The sequence below is a fragment of the Mesorhizobium sp. C372A genome, assembly GCF_030323245.1.
Classification (GTDB): Bacteria; Pseudomonadota; Alphaproteobacteria; order Rhizobiales; family Rhizobiaceae; genus Mesorhizobium.
The window spans coordinates 3,697,219-3,712,001 of record NZ_CP100475.1; the positions used below are offsets into that span (position 1 = coordinate 3,697,219).

Annotated in this window: 11 protein-coding genes; 7 read left to right on the plus strand and 4 right to left on the minus strand. The window is 65.0% G+C overall.

The genetic code is table 11. The annotated features are described in order from the left end of the window. The first annotated feature begins 34 nt into the window (after positions 1 to 34). Positions 35 to 1,324: an MFS transporter gene (locus NLY42_RS17535; RefSeq protein ID WP_245263477.1), complete on the plus strand. Its 1,290-nt coding sequence runs from the start codon at positions 35 to 37 to the stop codon at positions 1,322 to 1,324. 3 nt (positions 1,325 to 1,327) lie between these two features. Here the strand turns inward: NLY42_RS17535 and NLY42_RS17540 are convergent, their stop codons facing one another. Next, complete coding sequence (locus tag NLY42_RS17540; RefSeq protein WP_023712449.1) at positions 1,328 to 2,800, minus strand: MATE family efflux transporter; 1,473 nt, start codon at positions 2,798 to 2,800, stop codon at positions 1,328 to 1,330. A gap of 176 nt (positions 2,801 to 2,976) precedes the next feature. Here NLY42_RS17540 and NLY42_RS17545 point away from each other — a divergent pair, with 176 nt between their 5' ends. After that, complete coding sequence (locus tag NLY42_RS17545; protein WP_023705536.1) at positions 2,977 to 3,771, plus strand: L,D-transpeptidase; 795 nt, start codon at positions 2,977 to 2,979, stop codon at positions 3,769 to 3,771. Positions 3,772 to 3,849: 78 nt separating this feature from the next. Here NLY42_RS17545 and NLY42_RS17550 read toward each other — a convergent pair whose 3' ends face one another. Continuing rightward, positions 3,850 to 5,325, minus strand: a complete 1,476-nt coding sequence (locus NLY42_RS17550; RefSeq protein ID WP_023753526.1) for an esterase-like activity of phytase family protein — start codon at positions 5,323 to 5,325, stop codon at positions 3,850 to 3,852. Between the two features lie 161 nt (positions 5,326 to 5,486). Further along, a complete protein-coding gene (locus NLY42_RS17555) occupies positions 5,487 to 6,512 on the minus strand; it encodes a LacI family DNA-binding transcriptional regulator (protein WP_023697001.1) in 1,026 nt (341 codons plus the stop codon). A gap of 194 nt (positions 6,513 to 6,706) precedes the next feature. On the opposite strand from NLY42_RS17555, the gene NLY42_RS17560 reads away from it, so the two are divergent. The 5 genes from NLY42_RS17560 (at position 6,707) to NLY42_RS17580 (ending at position 11,693) form a co-directional block, all read left to right on the plus strand. Next, the gene (locus NLY42_RS17560; protein ID WP_023697000.1) at positions 6,707 to 7,738 is read left to right on the plus strand and encodes a Gfo/Idh/MocA family protein; all 1,032 of its coding nucleotides are present in this window, start codon (positions 6,707 to 6,709) and stop codon (positions 7,736 to 7,738) included. Beyond that, positions 7,735 to 8,643 (plus strand): sugar phosphate isomerase/epimerase family protein, encoded by a 909-nt coding sequence (locus NLY42_RS17565; RefSeq protein WP_032895460.1) that lies wholly within the window; start codon positions 7,735 to 7,737, stop codon positions 8,641 to 8,643. The genes NLY42_RS17560 and NLY42_RS17565 overlap by 4 nt, the downstream gene beginning before the upstream one ends. 115 nt (positions 8,644 to 8,758) lie before the next feature. Beyond that, a complete protein-coding gene (locus NLY42_RS17570) occupies positions 8,759 to 9,772 on the plus strand; it encodes a substrate-binding domain-containing protein (protein WP_023682113.1) in 1,014 nt (337 codons plus the stop codon). A gap of 86 nt (positions 9,773 to 9,858) precedes the next feature. Further along, positions 9,859 to 10,656: an ATP-binding cassette domain-containing protein gene (locus NLY42_RS17575; protein ID WP_023668308.1), complete on the plus strand. Its 798-nt coding sequence runs from the start codon at positions 9,859 to 9,861 to the stop codon at positions 10,654 to 10,656. Continuing rightward, positions 10,653 to 11,693 carry an ABC transporter permease gene (locus NLY42_RS17580; protein WP_023753524.1) on the plus strand — a complete coding sequence of 347 codons (1,041 nt, stop codon included), beginning with the start codon at positions 10,653 to 10,655 and terminating at the stop codon, positions 11,691 to 11,693. The genes NLY42_RS17575 and NLY42_RS17580 overlap by 4 nt, the downstream gene beginning before the upstream one ends. Positions 11,694 to 12,011: 318 nt before the next feature. Here the strand turns inward: NLY42_RS17580 and NLY42_RS17585 are convergent, their stop codons facing one another. Beyond that, the gene (locus NLY42_RS17585) at positions 12,012 to 14,744 is read right to left on the minus strand and encodes an ATP-dependent helicase (RefSeq protein ID WP_023756374.1); all 2,733 of its coding nucleotides are present in this window, start codon (positions 14,742 to 14,744) and stop codon (positions 12,012 to 12,014) included. Between the last annotated feature and the right edge of the window lie 39 nt (positions 14,745 to 14,783).

Here is a 14,783-nt window from a genome sequence, read left to right on the forward strand (position 1 = left end):
TTTCGGGCAAGACCATCCTGACAAGGTTGTCAGGATGAAGTTCGGCGCGTGGAACGGCCATCCTTACATGGACGTTGGGGCGCAATTGGGCGTTGGGCGATTGGCCGGAGGTTGCCATGACCAGCTATGCCGAGACCATAACGCGCGACAACGGACTCGATGGCCGGCCCGCGATGGCCGCGGTTGCCGCCATGATCGCCGCTCTGTTCGCCGGCAGCACGGTGCTGACGCCGCTTACGTCATCTACAAGCAGGCCTTCGGTTTCTCGCAGATCACGCTGACGCTGGTCTACGCCGTCTATGTCGTCGGCAATCTCGGCGCATTGCTGATGTTCGGGCGCTTGTCCGACGGCATTGGCCGCCGTCCTGCGGCGCTGGCGTCGATGGCCATAGCGGTGGTCAGCGCGCTGGTGTTCCTGTTGGCCGAGAACGTCGCATGGCTCGATGTCGCCCGCATATTGAGCGGCCTTGGCATCGGCGTCGGCGCGGGAACCGGCACGGCCTGGCTTGCCGAATTGATCGAGGGTAAGGACAAATCGCGCGCGGCAATCATCGCCACCAGCACCAACTTCGTTGGCCTTGGCCTCGGCGCGCTGGCATCGGGCCTGCTCGCCGAATATGCGCCCTGGCCGTTGAGACTAACGTTTGCGGTCTATCTTGCCTTGCTCGTGGTGGTGACGCTGTTGATCTGGCGCACCAGGGAAACCGTTTCGCGGCCGGGAAGGCTGGTCGACGTTTCGCTGCGGCCGCGGCTGTCGGTGCCCGCTGATATCCGCGCCGCTTTCGTGGCGCCGGCCGTCACCGGCTTCGGCGCCATGGCGCTGGTCGGCTTCTATGCAGCCCTGGCGCCGAGCATCCTGGCGCAGCAGCTGCATGTGGCCAACCATGCCGAGGCCGGCGGGCTGTTCTTTGAACTGTCGATCGTTGCGGCCGCGACCATTCTGGCCACGACCCGACTGTCCAGTCGCGCCGGCATGCTGGCCGCGCTGGCGCTGATGATCCCGGCCGTAGGGCTGATGGTTGCTGCTCAGTTTTTCGCGTCGATGTCCCTGATGGTTGCCGCCACCGCTGTGTGCGGCGTGGCGGCGGCGCTCGGCTATCGCGGCGGCCTGCAGGTGGTGAGCCAGATCGCACCTGCCGAGCGTCGCGCCGAATTGGTGTCGGCGTTCTTCATCTGCTGCTTCTGCGGCAATGCGCTGCCGGTGATCGGCATTGGGCTGCTGTCGAGTTGGGCCACTCCGACGACGGCAAGCCTGGCCTTCGCCGGCATGATCACGCTGTTCTCTGTCGTAGCGCTGGGGTTCGGCGTCAAATACGCGCGCTGAGCCTCACCCGTTTGGCGTCTCGGGCGCCATGTTTGCCCGTCCGCGCGGGATGCCGAGGCCGGTGTCGGGCGGCTCGCCGGCGGCCGGCCGGTCCTCGATCATGTGCATGGTGCGCCAGCGGCCGAAGCGATAATAGGCGGCGGCCAGCACCAGCGAGGTGATCGATCCCGCCGGAAAACTCCACCACAGCGCTTCCTCGCCGATGTAGCTCCTGAAGAAGTAGGCAAAGCCGGTACGCACGACCAGCACGGAAATCACCAGAATGATCAGCGGCGGCATCACGGCACCGGTGGCGCGCACGGTGGCGAACAGCACGATGGTGACGCCGAACAGGATGAACGACCAGGACGCCACCTTGTTGATGTGGGCTGCAATGTCGATTGCGGTGCTGTCGCGGCTAAGGAACAGGCCGAGCACCGGCCTGTCGAAGAGGAACAGCAGCGCCACCAGGGCGCCGGTGAGCACCAGGTTGAAGCCGACGCCGGACGCCGCGATGCGACCGATGCGGTCCCAGCGCCCGGCGCCGACATTCTGGGCCGCCATCGACGAGACTGCGGCTCCGATCGCCAGTGCAGGCATCTGGATATAGGTCCACAGCTGCGCCGCGATGCCGTAGGCGGCGGCGACCTGCGAGCCGTAGGAGTTGACGATGCCCATCACGGTCAGCGCCGCCGCCGAAATGACGATCATCTGCAGGCCCATCGGCACGCCCTTGAAGACGACGATCCTGAGCAGCGCCGGATCCGGCCGCAGCAGAGCGAGGTTCGCGCCGGCGAGCCGCAACGGATGCTTTTTGGCATAAAGCACGACGAGGATGGCGATCACGCTCACCGTCTGGCCGATCAGCGTCGAGGTGGCGGAGCCGGCGATGCCGAGTTCGGGGAAGGGGCCGATGCCGCGAATGAGCAGCGGATTGAGGATGATGTCGAGCACGACCGCGAGCGCCATGAAGAAGAATGGCGTGCGCGAATCACCCGCACCGCGCAGCACCGTCATGACGAAGGACAGAAGGTTCATCATCGGCACGGCGACGAAGATGATACGCAGATAGGAGCGCGCCAGCGGCAGCGCATCGGGCGGGGTGCCCAGTGTGTTGAGGATGGCGTCGACCCAGATCCAGCCGCAGACGGCGAAGATAGCCGAGACGAGGAAGAAGAAGCTGGCGCTGGTGCCGACGATGCGCCGCGCCTCGGGCAGGTCGCGGGCGCCGACCGATTGCGCCACCAGGATGGTGGCAGCCATGCCGATGCCGAATACGGTGCCAAGAATCAGGAACAGAACCAGATTGGCGTTGGAGGTGGCGGTCAGCGCCGATTCACCGAGGAAGCGGCCGACCCAGACAGCGTTGATCGAACCGTTGAGCGACTGCAGCACATTGGAACCGAGCACCGGAAGCGCGAACAAAAGCAGCGTGCGAGGGATTGGGCCGCTGGTGAGATCGCCGGTGCGCCGGCGCGGTGGTATTTTTTCGTCCATGGGCTGTTCGGCGAAGGTTCATCTCAAAGTCCGCCCGGCAATGATCGCCGATTTAACGGACAAGGTCGATGCGGCATCGGAACATCACGCTTAACGCGGCTGAGGCGATCAGGTTCTCAAAGCTTGCGTAATGGGCTATGGGTCATCGCCGCGAGGGGCCGCAAACCGGGGGGATCATGTCCGACAATCCATTATTTTCCGAGCGCCTGAATAGGCGCGCGTTTCTGGGAGCATCCGCTTTGGGTGCCGCTGCCATGGCACTTTCGGCCTGCACAACCACTGATGTGGCAGTACCGCCGACGCCGGCGCCGGCACCCGCACCCGAGCCCGCTTTCGGCGATGCCGCCACCATGTATTCGGCGCGCGTCGATGAGGGCTTTTCATTGCCGGCAATCCCCGTGGCCAAGCTCGATCCGAAGTTCGTGCGCCAGATCGTGGACGATCCGACCGGCGAAAAACCCGGCACGATCGTTGTCGATACATCCGAGCATTTTCTCTATCTGGTGCGCGACGGCGGCAAGGCAATGCGCTATGGCGTCAGCCTCGGCAAGGCCGGGTTTGGCTGGACCGGCAGCGCCGTGATCCAGGCGCGCAAGAAATGGCCGGTGTGGACGCCGCCCCCCGAAATGATCCAGCGCCGGCCGGAACTGGCGAAATATAAGGACGGCATGCCGCCGGGACCGCAGAGCCCGCTCGGCGCGCGTGCGCTCTATCTGTTCCGCGACGGCAAGGACACGATGTACCGGCTGCACGGCACGCCGGAATGGGATTCCATCGGCAAGAACGCGTCGTCGGGCTGCGTGCGCTTCATGAACCAGGACATCATCGACCTCTACAGCCGGGTCAACGGCGTAGCCCAGGTCTATGTGCGCCCGAACCTGTCGGCCGCGGGCAAGATCATGGCTGTGTCGAGCCGGACCGCCGAGCCGATCGATGCCGGCGTGCCAAGGGACGCGGAGATTTTGAAATAGGTGCCTTCACGGCATCGCTGATCGCCGACAAAGGGTTAGAGGCGGACGCGCCGGGCGCGTCCGCCTTTCCGTATACGGCTACTTCTTGGCGAGGCCCGGAAGCGTGACCTGATAGACCAGGAACATGGTGTCGACATCGGCGCCGTCGTCGGCCTTGTAGGGCGCGCCGACCTGAAAACCGTCTTGGGTGAGAAAGTCGTTATCGTTGCCGACGAACAGGAAATAGTCGTCGGGCAGCGCCGGATCGAGCAGGCTGACCACAGACATTGCTTCCCACTTCTCCGAGAGATTGTTCTTGTCGTTCGGCTTGCCGCCATGCAGGCCGAAACGGCCGAGTTCCTTGTTGTCGTTGATGTCGATGAACGGCGTCAGCTTGGCCGGCGTCACTGAGGGGTCGAGCACGCCCTTGGGCGCCAGCGGCTTGTCGGCGGCATCGAAGGCGCCGCCGGCAATGTCGGTGGCGCCAGAGACGTCGACGACGAAAATCTGGCGCAGCAGCGAAGTATCGCCCTTCACCCCCTGGCCGTTTCCGCTGTCGCGCGCCAGCATCAGGAAGGTCTTGTCGGACAGCGCCACGATCTCGCTCTGCGCGGCGACCTTGGTCTTGTCCTTGGCGTCCTTGAACACCGGCAGCGGCACGGCATATTCATGCACCAGCTTGAGATGGGCCGGGTCGGAGGCGTCATAGACCAGCGCGCGGGTGTTTTGGCGCGTCGCGGGCGAATCGCCGCCATCCTGGCGGGGCGCCGATTGCAGCACGGCGATCAGCGACTTGCCGTCCGGCGTCAGCGCCATGCCTTCGAGACCCTGGTTGTTCTGGCGGCCGGTTTCGGGATCCTTCGGATCGGGTTCGGCTGCACCGGGGCCTGGATTGTCGGAGGCGAAGTTCGGCGCGCCCTTGCGCATCGGCACCAAAGCGGCCGGCGGCTGCGTTGCCGACAACAGATGGCCGTCGGCCGAGAAGCGGTAGATGTTGGGGCCGTATTCGTCAGAGATGAACATGGTGCCGTCGGGCAGCCGCGCGATCGCCTCATTGTCGAGCGCCAGCTTGCCATTGGCCTCGGGCAGGATCGGCAGGTCGCCATTGGCCGCGCGCACGCCGTTGAGCGGATCGAGGCCGGTGGCGTCAGCGCCCTTGTCGTCGGTGAGGAGCAGGGAATCGGCAAGCGTCGCCTTGACGCCTGTCTGTTCCTGGCCGGAGGTGGGCGTGGCGCCTAGTGCTACCGGCGTGAACTCGATGCGAATAGTGTTGAGGCGCGGCCGGTAATCGGTGGTGCCGACGACATTGTAGCCACGGTCCGGCAGCAACCAGAGCGAGCCCTTGTAGCCGTCCGCGCCACGGGTCCAGCTTGCGGCGTCGATCGACATGCCGGAGCCGGAGCCGAAGGTCTCGCCGAACTTGTCCTTCTGATCGGACGGGATGCGGCCGACGCCGACCAGGCCCTTGTTGACGAAGCCACCAACGGTGGCTGTGCTGTCGGCAAGGGCAGGGGTCAGGGCGGTAAACAGCGCCAGCGCGGCGCCGAGCGACACGGTTCGGTGCGAGATTTTCATGGAGATCCTCTTTGTGACAAGCCTTGAGCGGCGCAAAGGGGCCACCGCATCGCATCGACGATGTCGCCCTCTCGCAAAGCGGTCTAGGACGCGAACATGATACTTGCGTGACAGAGCGGGCCTCTTCCTTCTCCCTTGTGGGAGAAGGGAGAGACGCACTATCAATCGCTGTCGCGGGCGATCAGCTCCAGCGGCCAGACTTCGCGGATGATGCGCGGACCTTCCGGGCCGGCAAAGGCGGGAAGCGAGGCCAGCAACATTTCGGCCAGCCGCCGGCCCATCGGCTCCAGCGACGGACGGAAGGCGGTCAGCGCCGGCGAGAAATAACGGCAGAGCGGCGTGTCGACGATGACGATCACCGCGATGTCGTGGCCGGGCCTGATGCCCATCTCGGCCAGTGCCTTGCAGCCGCCGAGCGCCATTGCGTCATTGTTGAAGATGATGGCTGTGGGCCGGTCCTTGGAGAGCATCACGCGCGGCGTCACCTGGTAGCCTCCGGCCTCGTTGATGAAGCCGTCGGCGATCAGGCCGGGGTCGACTTCGATGCCATGCCGCCCCAGCGCCTTGCGGTAGCCGTCGAGGAACAGGTAGCCGAAGTTGAGATCCAGCGAAGGGCGGATGGCGGCAATGCGGCGGTGGCCGCGCGCGACCAGCCGGTCGACGGCTTCATCACCCGCCCTCTCGAAATCGATATCGAGCGAAGGATAGGTGTCGTCGCCGGATTGACTTCGGCCAAGCGTGGCGAAGGGAAAGCCAGCCTTGCTGAGATAGTCGATCCGATCGTCTTCCCGCCGTGTATTGGCCAACACGACCGCGTCGGCTCGGCGCGTCTCAACCACGCGGCGCAGCCTCTCCTGCTGATATTGGCCGGGCTCGCCCATGACGACCATCAGATCCAGGTCATCCTCGGCCAGTCGGCCCTGCAGACCGATCAGGAACGGGATGAAGAACGGTTCGCCATATTGCTGGTCGCCCGGATGCGGCTGCAGCATGAAGGCGATCGAATGGGTGGTGCCTTGCCGCAGACTGCGGCCGGACTGGTTGGGCGAATAGTTCAATTGCTTGGCGGCGGCGAGCACGCGCTGGCGGGTGTCGGCATTGACGTCGGCGCGGCCGTTCAGCGCCCGCGACACGGTGCCGATCGAAATGTTCAGGTGACGCGCAAGGTCATGGATGCTGGACGCCAAGGACAGTTCTCCCCCTGTCTTGGCTAGCACCGGCTGCCGCCCAGGCCAAGGCTTCGGGATGATTTTCGCTGGCAGCCGGTTGACATTCTACGCCATCGGGTGTGTTCTCGTAAACGTTTACGGAGAAACGTTTACGGTGATGCCGGAAATGCCGTGACATTCGGTCTGGAGGGACCGGACGGGAGGAATGCTGGATGATGAATGCCGTCCTCGTCGGCTGTGGTGCGATGAGCAAGGCCTGGCTCGATGCCGCGAGGCAGATCGACGGGCTCGCCATTGTCGGCCTTGTCGATCTCGACGCCGAACGGGCGCGGGCGAGGGCACGCGAATACGGGCTCGATAGCGTCGTCATCGGCACCAGCTTGGATGCGGTTCTCGACCAGACCAAACCGCAAGCGGTGTTCGATGTCGTGGTTCCCGCCGCCCGCCGCGACGTCGCCTTTGCCGCCTTTGCCCATCATTGCCATCTGCTGACGGAAAAGCCGCTGGCCGATACTCCAGAAAATGCGCGCGCCATCGTCGATGCGGCACGTAACGCGGGGCGTATCCATGCGGTCGTGCAGAACCGCCGCTACGTCGCCAATGTCCGGCGCATCAGGCGCTTTCTCGACTCCGGCGCCATCGGCAAGCCAACCAGCATCCATGCCGATTTCTTCGTCGCGCCGCATTTCGGCGGCTTCCGCGAGGAGATGGCGCATGTGCTCTTGCTCGACATGGCGATCCATACTTTCGACGCCGCCCGCTACATGGTCGGCGGCGATCCCGCCGGCGTCTTTTGCCAGGAATGGGAGCCGGCGAATTCCTGGTACCGGCAGGGATCGTCGGCCAGCGCTATCTTCGATCTCGGCGGCGGCAAGGTGTTCACCTATGCAGGCTCTTGGTGCGCGGCGGGCTTCCGCACCAGCTGGGAGAGCACGTGGCGCATCGTCGCCGAGCACGGCAGCCTGGTCTGGGACGGCGAGGACGGGCTGAAGGCCGAAGTTGTGTTGTCGGTCCGCGACGGCCTGTTCGACCTGACCCAACCCATCACAGTGCCGCCGCTCGATCCCGCCGACCGCATCGGCGGTCATCTCGGCATCATCAAGGATTTCATCCACGCCATCGAGACCGGCAGCGAGCCGGAAACCCGTGGCAGCGACAACATCAAAAGCCTGGCCATGGTTTTCGGCGCCATCGAAAGCGCCGAGACGGGGCGGCGCGTCGCAATCACACAGGAAGCATCATGATGCCGAACCCGCTTCTCGACATCCGGATCGGCACCATGGTGCGGGCCAATCTCGAAGACCCCGCCGCCTACATCAAAGAGATTCTGCCTCTCGGCTTCGAGAGCATCCAGCCCTTCTTCTGGCAGACGCTGGGCGGCAAGGATTTGCCGCGGCTCGCCGGTGAGATTCGCGAGGCGATCGGCGATGCCGATGTCGCCGTGTCGTCGATCGGCGTGTTCGGCAATCCGCTGGAGGACGGCGAGCTCGATCGCGGCGTGCTCGCGGCCTGGGAAACCGTCATCGACAATGCGCATCTGTTCGGCGCCTCGACGGTCAGCGGCTTCACCGGCCGCCTGCGTGGCAAGAAGCTGACAGACAGCCTGCCGCGCTTCCGTGAGGTCTGGGGTCCGCTGGCCAGGCGCGCCGCAGACAAGGGCGTGCGCATCGGCTTCGAGAATTGCGCGATGGATGGCAACTGGGCGGCCGGCGACTGGAACATCGCCCACAATCCCGATGCCTGGGAGTTGATGTTCAACGAATTGCCCGACGACAATCTCGGCCTCGAATGGGAGCCCTGCCATCAGCTGGTCTATCTCATCGACCCGATGCCGCAGATCCGCAAATGGGCGCCGCGCATCTTCCATGTCCACGGCAAGGACGCGACGGTGCGCTGGGATGTGATCCGCGAGCACGGCGTGTTCGGCAAGCTGCCCTTCGTGCAGATGCGCACGCCCGGGTTTGGCGACAGCGACTGGACGCGGGTGATCAGCGAATTGCGGCTGGCCGGTTACAAGGGCGCCATCGACATCGAGGGCTGGCACGACCCGGTCTATCGCGGCGACCTCGAAATCACAGGCCAGGTGCGCGGGCTGGAATACCTCAAGCAATGCCGGGGAGGAGCGACCTACCTGCCGAACCCGGCGTGACCGAGGGCCGGTGGGAGGAGCCGGCCTGACAGATTGCCAAGCACTGCCGACAAGCACTGCCGACAGGCGAACGACGAACCCCTCGGCTCACCGAGGACAAAAGGGAGGAACGTGCATGAGCATCGCAATGAGAACGACACTTCTGCGCTCGACCGTCGTGGCCGCCGCCACGGCGCTGTGCGCTGCCATCTCCACTCTGCCGGCGCAGGCGCTCGACGCCCAGTGGTGCAAGGATGTCCACATCCGCTTTTTCGTCGGCGGCGCCGAGGGCGACGCTTTCGGCACCATCGTCTACAATGGCGCCAAGCAGGCGGCGTCCGATCTCGGGCCGAAGGTCGACTACATCTTCTCGCAGTGGGACGTCGAGAAGATGGTGCAGCAATTGCGTGAGGCCGTCGCCGTGAAGCCCAACGGCATTGCCATGATGGGCCATCCGGGCGACGCCGCGATCATGCCGCTGGCCGAACAGGCGCACAAGGACGGCATCAAGATGATGTACCAGAACGTGCCGGTGCCGACGGTGGTGGCTGCGTTCGGCGGCGGCTATGTCGGCGCCCAGCAGGAGCAGCAGGGCCGCGCGCTCGGCGTCGAAGCGTTCAAGCTCGGCAATCTCAAGTCCGGCGACAAGGCGATCATGATCGGTCCGTTCGAGAACGAGGCCCGCGGCGCGCGCGAGCGCGGCACGGTGGCAGCACTCAAGGAAGCCGGCGTCGAGGTCATCCAGCTGTCGTCGCCGCCGAGCGGCGAATGGGCGTCCGACCCCAATCTGGCGATACCGGTGATCACCGCGGCCCTGCTCAACAATCCCGACGTCAAGGCGGTCGGCTATCCCGGCGGCCAGATGCTGGGCAACGTCGCCACCTACATGCAGGCGGCAGGGCGCAAGCCGGGCGACATCTTCAATTTCGGCTTCGATACCAGCCCGCAGATCGTCGAGGCGTTCAAGGGCGGCTGGGTGCAGCTGACGGCTGATCAGCAGCCGTTTCTGCAAGGCTATCTGCCGATCCTCAGCCTTTGCCAGCAGGTGGTGCTGGGCCTGGCGCCGATGAATGTCGACACCGGGGCGGGCTTCGTCACGCCGCAGAATTACGAGATCGTCGCCGAGCTCGCCAAGCAGGCGCTTCGCTGACCTCCCAAACTGCCGGCTGGGCGCAAGCCCGGCCGGCAGGACCGCCGGCACCAGGCCGGGATGATACCACAGGAGCGAGGATCGCCATGGCCGAACGCATCATCGAACTGCGCGACATCAGCAAATCCTATGGCCAGGTCTATGCGCTGGGCGGGGTCAATCTCTCGGTCGACCGCGGCGAGGTGGTTGGCCTGATCGGCGACAATGGCGCCGGCAAATCGACGCTGATCAAGATCCTGTCCGGCGTCGTCAAGCCGACCAGCGGCGAGATCCTGGTGCGCGGCAAGCCGGTGACCGGCTGGAGTGCGGCACGCTCGCGCGACGCCGGCATCGAGACGGTCTTCCAGGACCGGGCGCTGGCCGTGCAGCAGACCATCGTGCGCAACATCTTCATGGGCCGCGAACTCACCGGCTTCATGGGCTTTCTGAAGGTCAATAAAGAGATAGAGGAGGCGAGCCGGCTGATGCGCGAGATCGGCTTTACCTCGAAAGTGTTCACGCCGCATTCGATCGTCGGCCAGCTCTCGGGCGGCGAACGCCAGGGCGTGGCGATCGCGCGCGCCATCTACAAGCAGGCGGAGCTGATCATCCTCGACGAGCCGACGACGGCGCTGTCGCTGACCGAGACCGCCAAGGTCTTCCATTTCGTGCGCCAGGTGCGGGCGAGCGGCCGTTCGATCCTATTCATCGGCCACAACATCCACCATGTCTTCGACATCGCCGACCGCTTCGTGGTGATTGACCGCGGCAAGGTGGCGCTGACCGCCGATCGCACCGAGGTCAAGTCGGCCGAAGAGCTGATCAATTTCATGGAAGACGTTGCGCATCCCGGCGGATTGCCGGGGCTGCACGAGGCCGGCGACGCGGAGAGGGCAGCACGATGAGCAAGACCATGGAACCCGATCTGCAGAGCCCGCTCGGCGGCAAGGCAGCCCGGCCTGAGTGGAAGCACCCGTCCGACCATTGGCTGCGCGGTTTCGTCATCGACAACCGCGCAGCGCTCGGCACGCTCGCCGTGTTCAACATCATGATGGCGGCGTTCCTGATCGCCAACCCGACCGTGTTCACCACCTGGTATCTCTACAGATCCGTGCTGACCACGCTGCCGGTTGCCCTGTTCGTGGTGGTGCCGCTGGTCTTCGTCGTCACCTGCGGCGAGATCGACCTGTCGTTTCCCGCAACCATGGGCTTTGCCTCCTGGGTGTTCGCGCTGGTGGTGCAGGCCGGCTACGATCCGTTTCTCGGCATTGCTGCCGCACTCATCACCGGCACGCTGCTCGGCTTTCTCGTCGGATCCCTGGTCGTTTATGGCGGGCTGTCGTCGCTGATCGCCACCCTCGGCATGAATTTCCTGCTGCGGGGACTGATCCAGATCATCAACGAGGGCAGATCGACGGCATTGACCGGTCTCAGCGACAGCTGGGCGTACACCATCTTCTCCGGTCAGGTGTGGGGTTTTCCGGTACAGGTCTTCTGGGCACTCGCCTTCGTCATTTTTTCGGCAATGCTCTACAACCGGCACCGCTTCGGCGCGCAGGTGAGGGTCGTCGGCGACAACCCCGACAGCGCCCAGCAAATGGGCATCGACGTCAAGCGTGTGCGGGTGAAAGTGTTCATCTTCACCGGCATCGGGGCCGCGATCGCCGGCACGTTTTCGGTGATGATCAACTTCACCTGGTGGCCGACCGCGGGCGACGGCTATCTCTTGCCGGTGCTGGCTTCGGTGTTCGTCGGCGGCACGCCGACCTGGGGCGGCATCGGTACGGTTGCCGGTGGAGCGATCGGCGCGGTCACCGTGTCGTTCATCCAGACCGGCGTCGTGGCGGCGGGCCTGAGCGGCTTCTACGTCCAGTTCTTCAACGGGCTGATCATCATCCTGTCGCTGCTGGGGCACAAGTGGAACCAGGCGCGGTACAGGTGAGGGGCGGGCTAAATTGACGGGGACGCTCATGTTGCGGACCGCATGCCCCGACGACTGGGCAGACGCCCGTCGCTTCGTCATTCTAAGGCGGAGCAGGAGCGAAGCTCCGTCGCGTAGACCCTGGAATCCATTCCGCGACCTTGGCGTGCAGCTGCGCAGGATTCCGCACCGTGGCAACGCGTTGAAGACGCGGGATGGATCCTCGGGTCTACGCTGCGTCGCTACGCTCCTTGCTCCGCCCGTGGATGACGAGGCGGGGAGGGCTCCGCCAGACTACAACAATGTGGTCGCTTGTAGGACAACAGGACAAGCGGGCGCTCACACCGCCGCCACAAACCCGTCCAGCACGCGTTTCTGGCCGGCCTTGTCGAAGTCGATGGTCAGCTTGTTGCCTTCGATGTTGGAGATGTTGCCGTTGCCGAATTTCTGGTGGAAGACGCGGTCGCCGACACTAAAGGCTGACGGCGTGTCGGCGACGGATTTGGCGACCAGTTCGCCGTCAATGGTGCGGCCTTTGACGCTGGTTCGGCCGGCGCCGTAGCCGGAGTCGGTCTCGCCATAGCCGATGCGCTCGACCTGGTGGCCGGAGCGCGAGCCCCAGTTGCGGTCGGTCGCCTCGGTGCGGTTGGCCTGCGCGCGCTGCCAGCCGGGCGTCGCATAGGTGTTGGAGAAGGCGCCGGATTTTTCCGCGCCGACATTGTCGAAGCGCGAGGCGCCGTAGGGGTTCTGCCGCCCTGCGCCCTGGCCGCCACGGCCCGACGCGAACGAACCGCCGCCATAGGAATTGCCGTAGCCGCCATAGGAGTTGCCGCTTTCGGCGACCTCGACATGGGCTTCCGGCAGTTCGTCCAGAAAGCGCGACGGGATGGTCGACTGCCACAGGCCGTGGATGCGGCGGTTGGAGACGAACCACAGATGCAGGTTCTTCTTGGCCCGGGTCAGGCCGACATAGGCGAGACGGCGCTCTTCCTCCAGGCCGGAGCGGCCGCCTTCGTCCAGCGCGCGTTGGTGCGGGAACAGGCCTTCCTCCCAGCCGGGGAGGAACACGGTCTCGAATTCGAGGCCCTTGGCCGAATGCAGCGTCATGATGTTGACGGCGTCAAGCTCGGCGTTCTGCTCGGCGTCCATGACCAGCGCGACATGCTCGAGGAAGGAGCGCAGCGATTCGTACTCCTCCATCGAGCGGATAAGCTCTTTCAGGTTTTCCAGCCGGCCCGGCGCCTCGACCGAGCGGTCGTTCTTCCACATGTCGGTGTAGCCGCTCTCCTCCAGAATGGTCTCGGCGAGTTCGGTGTGCGGCGTGGTTTCCAGCGCCTTCTGCCAGCGCTCGAAATTGGCCGCCACTTCGCGCAAGGCCGCGCGGGGCTTGGGCTTCAGCTCGTCGCTTTCTGCGAGCTTGGCGGCTGCCTCCAGCATCGGGATGCGCAAGCTCCGCGCCGTGTCGTGGATCTGGCGGATGGTGGCTTCACCCAGGCCGCGCTTGGGGACATTGACGATGCGCTCGAAGGCGAGGTCGTCGGCGCCCTGCGCGACGACGCGGAAGAAGGCCAGTGCATCGCGGATTTCCATGCGCTCATAGAAGCGCGGGCCGCCGATGACGCGGTAGTTGAGGCCGAGCGTGACGAAGCGATCCTCGAATTCGCGCATCTGGAAGGAGGCGCGGACCAGGATGGCCATATCATTGAGCTTGTGCTTGGCACGCTGGTAGGTCTCGATGGTCTCGCCGACGGCGCGCGCCTCCTCCTCGGAATCCCACGCGGCGTGGACATGCACCTTCTCGTCGTCCTCGGCGACCTTCTCGGTGAACAGCGTCTTGCCGAAGCGGCCCTCATTGTGGGCGATGAGGTGCGAGGCAGTGCCGAGGATGTGCGCGGTCGAGCGATAATTGCGCTCCAGACGGATGATGGTGGCGCCGGGAAAATCCTTGTCGAAGCGCAGGATGTTGTCGACCTCGGCGCCACGCCAGCCATAGATCGATTGGTCGTCGTCGCCGACGCAGCAAATATTCACGCTCACGGGCTGTTCCGCGCCTGCCGGCGCGGGCCCTCGCAACGGCTCGGACGCCCGGTCGGGCATGCGGCCTTTGGCCGAGCGCGCTTTACCCTCCCCTGGATGGGGAGGGTCGCCGCGAAGCGGCGGGGAGGGGTGACTGGCGCCGGCGCTGCCACCCCCACTCGCGCCGCTACGCGGCGCGACCTCCCCCATCGAGGGGGAGGTAGGTCTTTGCGCCAGCAGCCGCAGCCACATGTATTGCGCGGTGTTGGTGTCCTGGTACTCGTCGACGAGGATGTATTTGAAGCGCTTGTGGTAGTCCTTCAGCACGTCCGGATTGGCGCGGAAGATGCGGATCGGGTGGCAGAGCAGATCGCCGAAGTCGCAGGCGTTCAGCGTCTTCAGCCGCTCCTGATAGGCCTTGTAGAGTTCCCGGCCCTTGCCGTTGGCGAAGCTGCGCGCGTCGCCCTCGGCAATGTCGGCGGGGCCTTGGCCCTTGTTCTTCCAGCCGTCGATCATCTGCGCGAACTGCTTGGCCGGCCAGCGCTTGTCGTCGAGGCCTTCGGCCTGGATCAGCTGCTTGATCAGCCGTACGACATCGTCGGTGTCGAGGATGGTGAAATCGGATTTGAGCCCGGCCAGCTCAGCGTGGCGGCGCAAGAGCTTGACGCCGATGGAGTGGAAGGTGCCGAGCCACGGCATGCCCTCGACGGCTTCGCCGACGAGATGGCCGATGCGCTGCTTCATCTCGCGCGCGGCCTTGTTGGTGAAGGTCACCGCCAGGATCTGCGAGGGGAAAGCCCTGCCGGTGGCCAGGATATGGGCGATGCGGGTGGTCAGCACGCGGGTCTTGCCGGTGCCGGCGCCGGCCAGCACCAGGACCGGGCCTTCGGTGGTTTCCACCGCCAGCCGCTGCTCGGGGTTGAGGCCGTTGAGATAATCGGGTGCGCTGTTGGGTCCGCTGCGGGCCGCCATGGCGCGCGCGGCTATGCCCGACGGGGCCGCGGGCCGCGCATTGGGTTCGTCGAAAAAGGGCATTTCTTCCGCAAAGCCGGACATCTCCCCCGAATGTAGTGATTCGGGAGCGAAAGACCAGAA

Coding starts and splice junctions, on each gene's coding strand:
- NLY42_RS17575 (WP_023668308.1), top strand. CDS start 9,859: ATGGCCGAACGCATCATCGAACTGCGCGACATCAGCAAATCCTATGGC.
- NLY42_RS17580 (WP_023753524.1), top strand. CDS start 10,653: ATGAGCAAGACCATGGAACCCGATCTGCAGAGCCCGCTCGGCGGCAAG.
- NLY42_RS17560 (WP_023697000.1), top strand. CDS start 6,707: ATGATGAATGCCGTCCTCGTCGGCTGTGGTGCGATGAGCAAGGCCTGG.
- NLY42_RS17545 (WP_023705536.1), top strand. CDS start 2,977: ATGTCCGACAATCCATTATTTTCCGAGCGCCTGAATAGGCGCGCGTTT.
- NLY42_RS17535 (WP_245263477.1), top strand. CDS start 35: ATGAAGTTCGGCGCGTGGAACGGCCATCCTTACATGGACGTTGGGGCG.
- NLY42_RS17540 (WP_023712449.1), bottom strand. CDS start 2,800: ATGGACGAAAAAATACCACCGCGCCGGCGCACCGGCGATCTCACCAGC.
- NLY42_RS17550 (WP_023753526.1), bottom strand. CDS start 5,325: ATGAAAATCTCGCACCGAACCGTGTCGCTCGGCGCCGCGCTGGCGCTG.
- NLY42_RS17565 (WP_032895460.1), top strand. CDS start 7,735: ATGATGCCGAACCCGCTTCTCGACATCCGGATCGGCACCATGGTGCGG.
- NLY42_RS17585 (WP_023756374.1), bottom strand. CDS start 14,744: ATGTCCGGCTTTGCGGAAGAAATGCCCTTTTTCGACGAACCCAATGCG.
- NLY42_RS17570 (WP_023682113.1), top strand. CDS start 8,759: ATGAGCATCGCAATGAGAACGACACTTCTGCGCTCGACCGTCGTGGCC.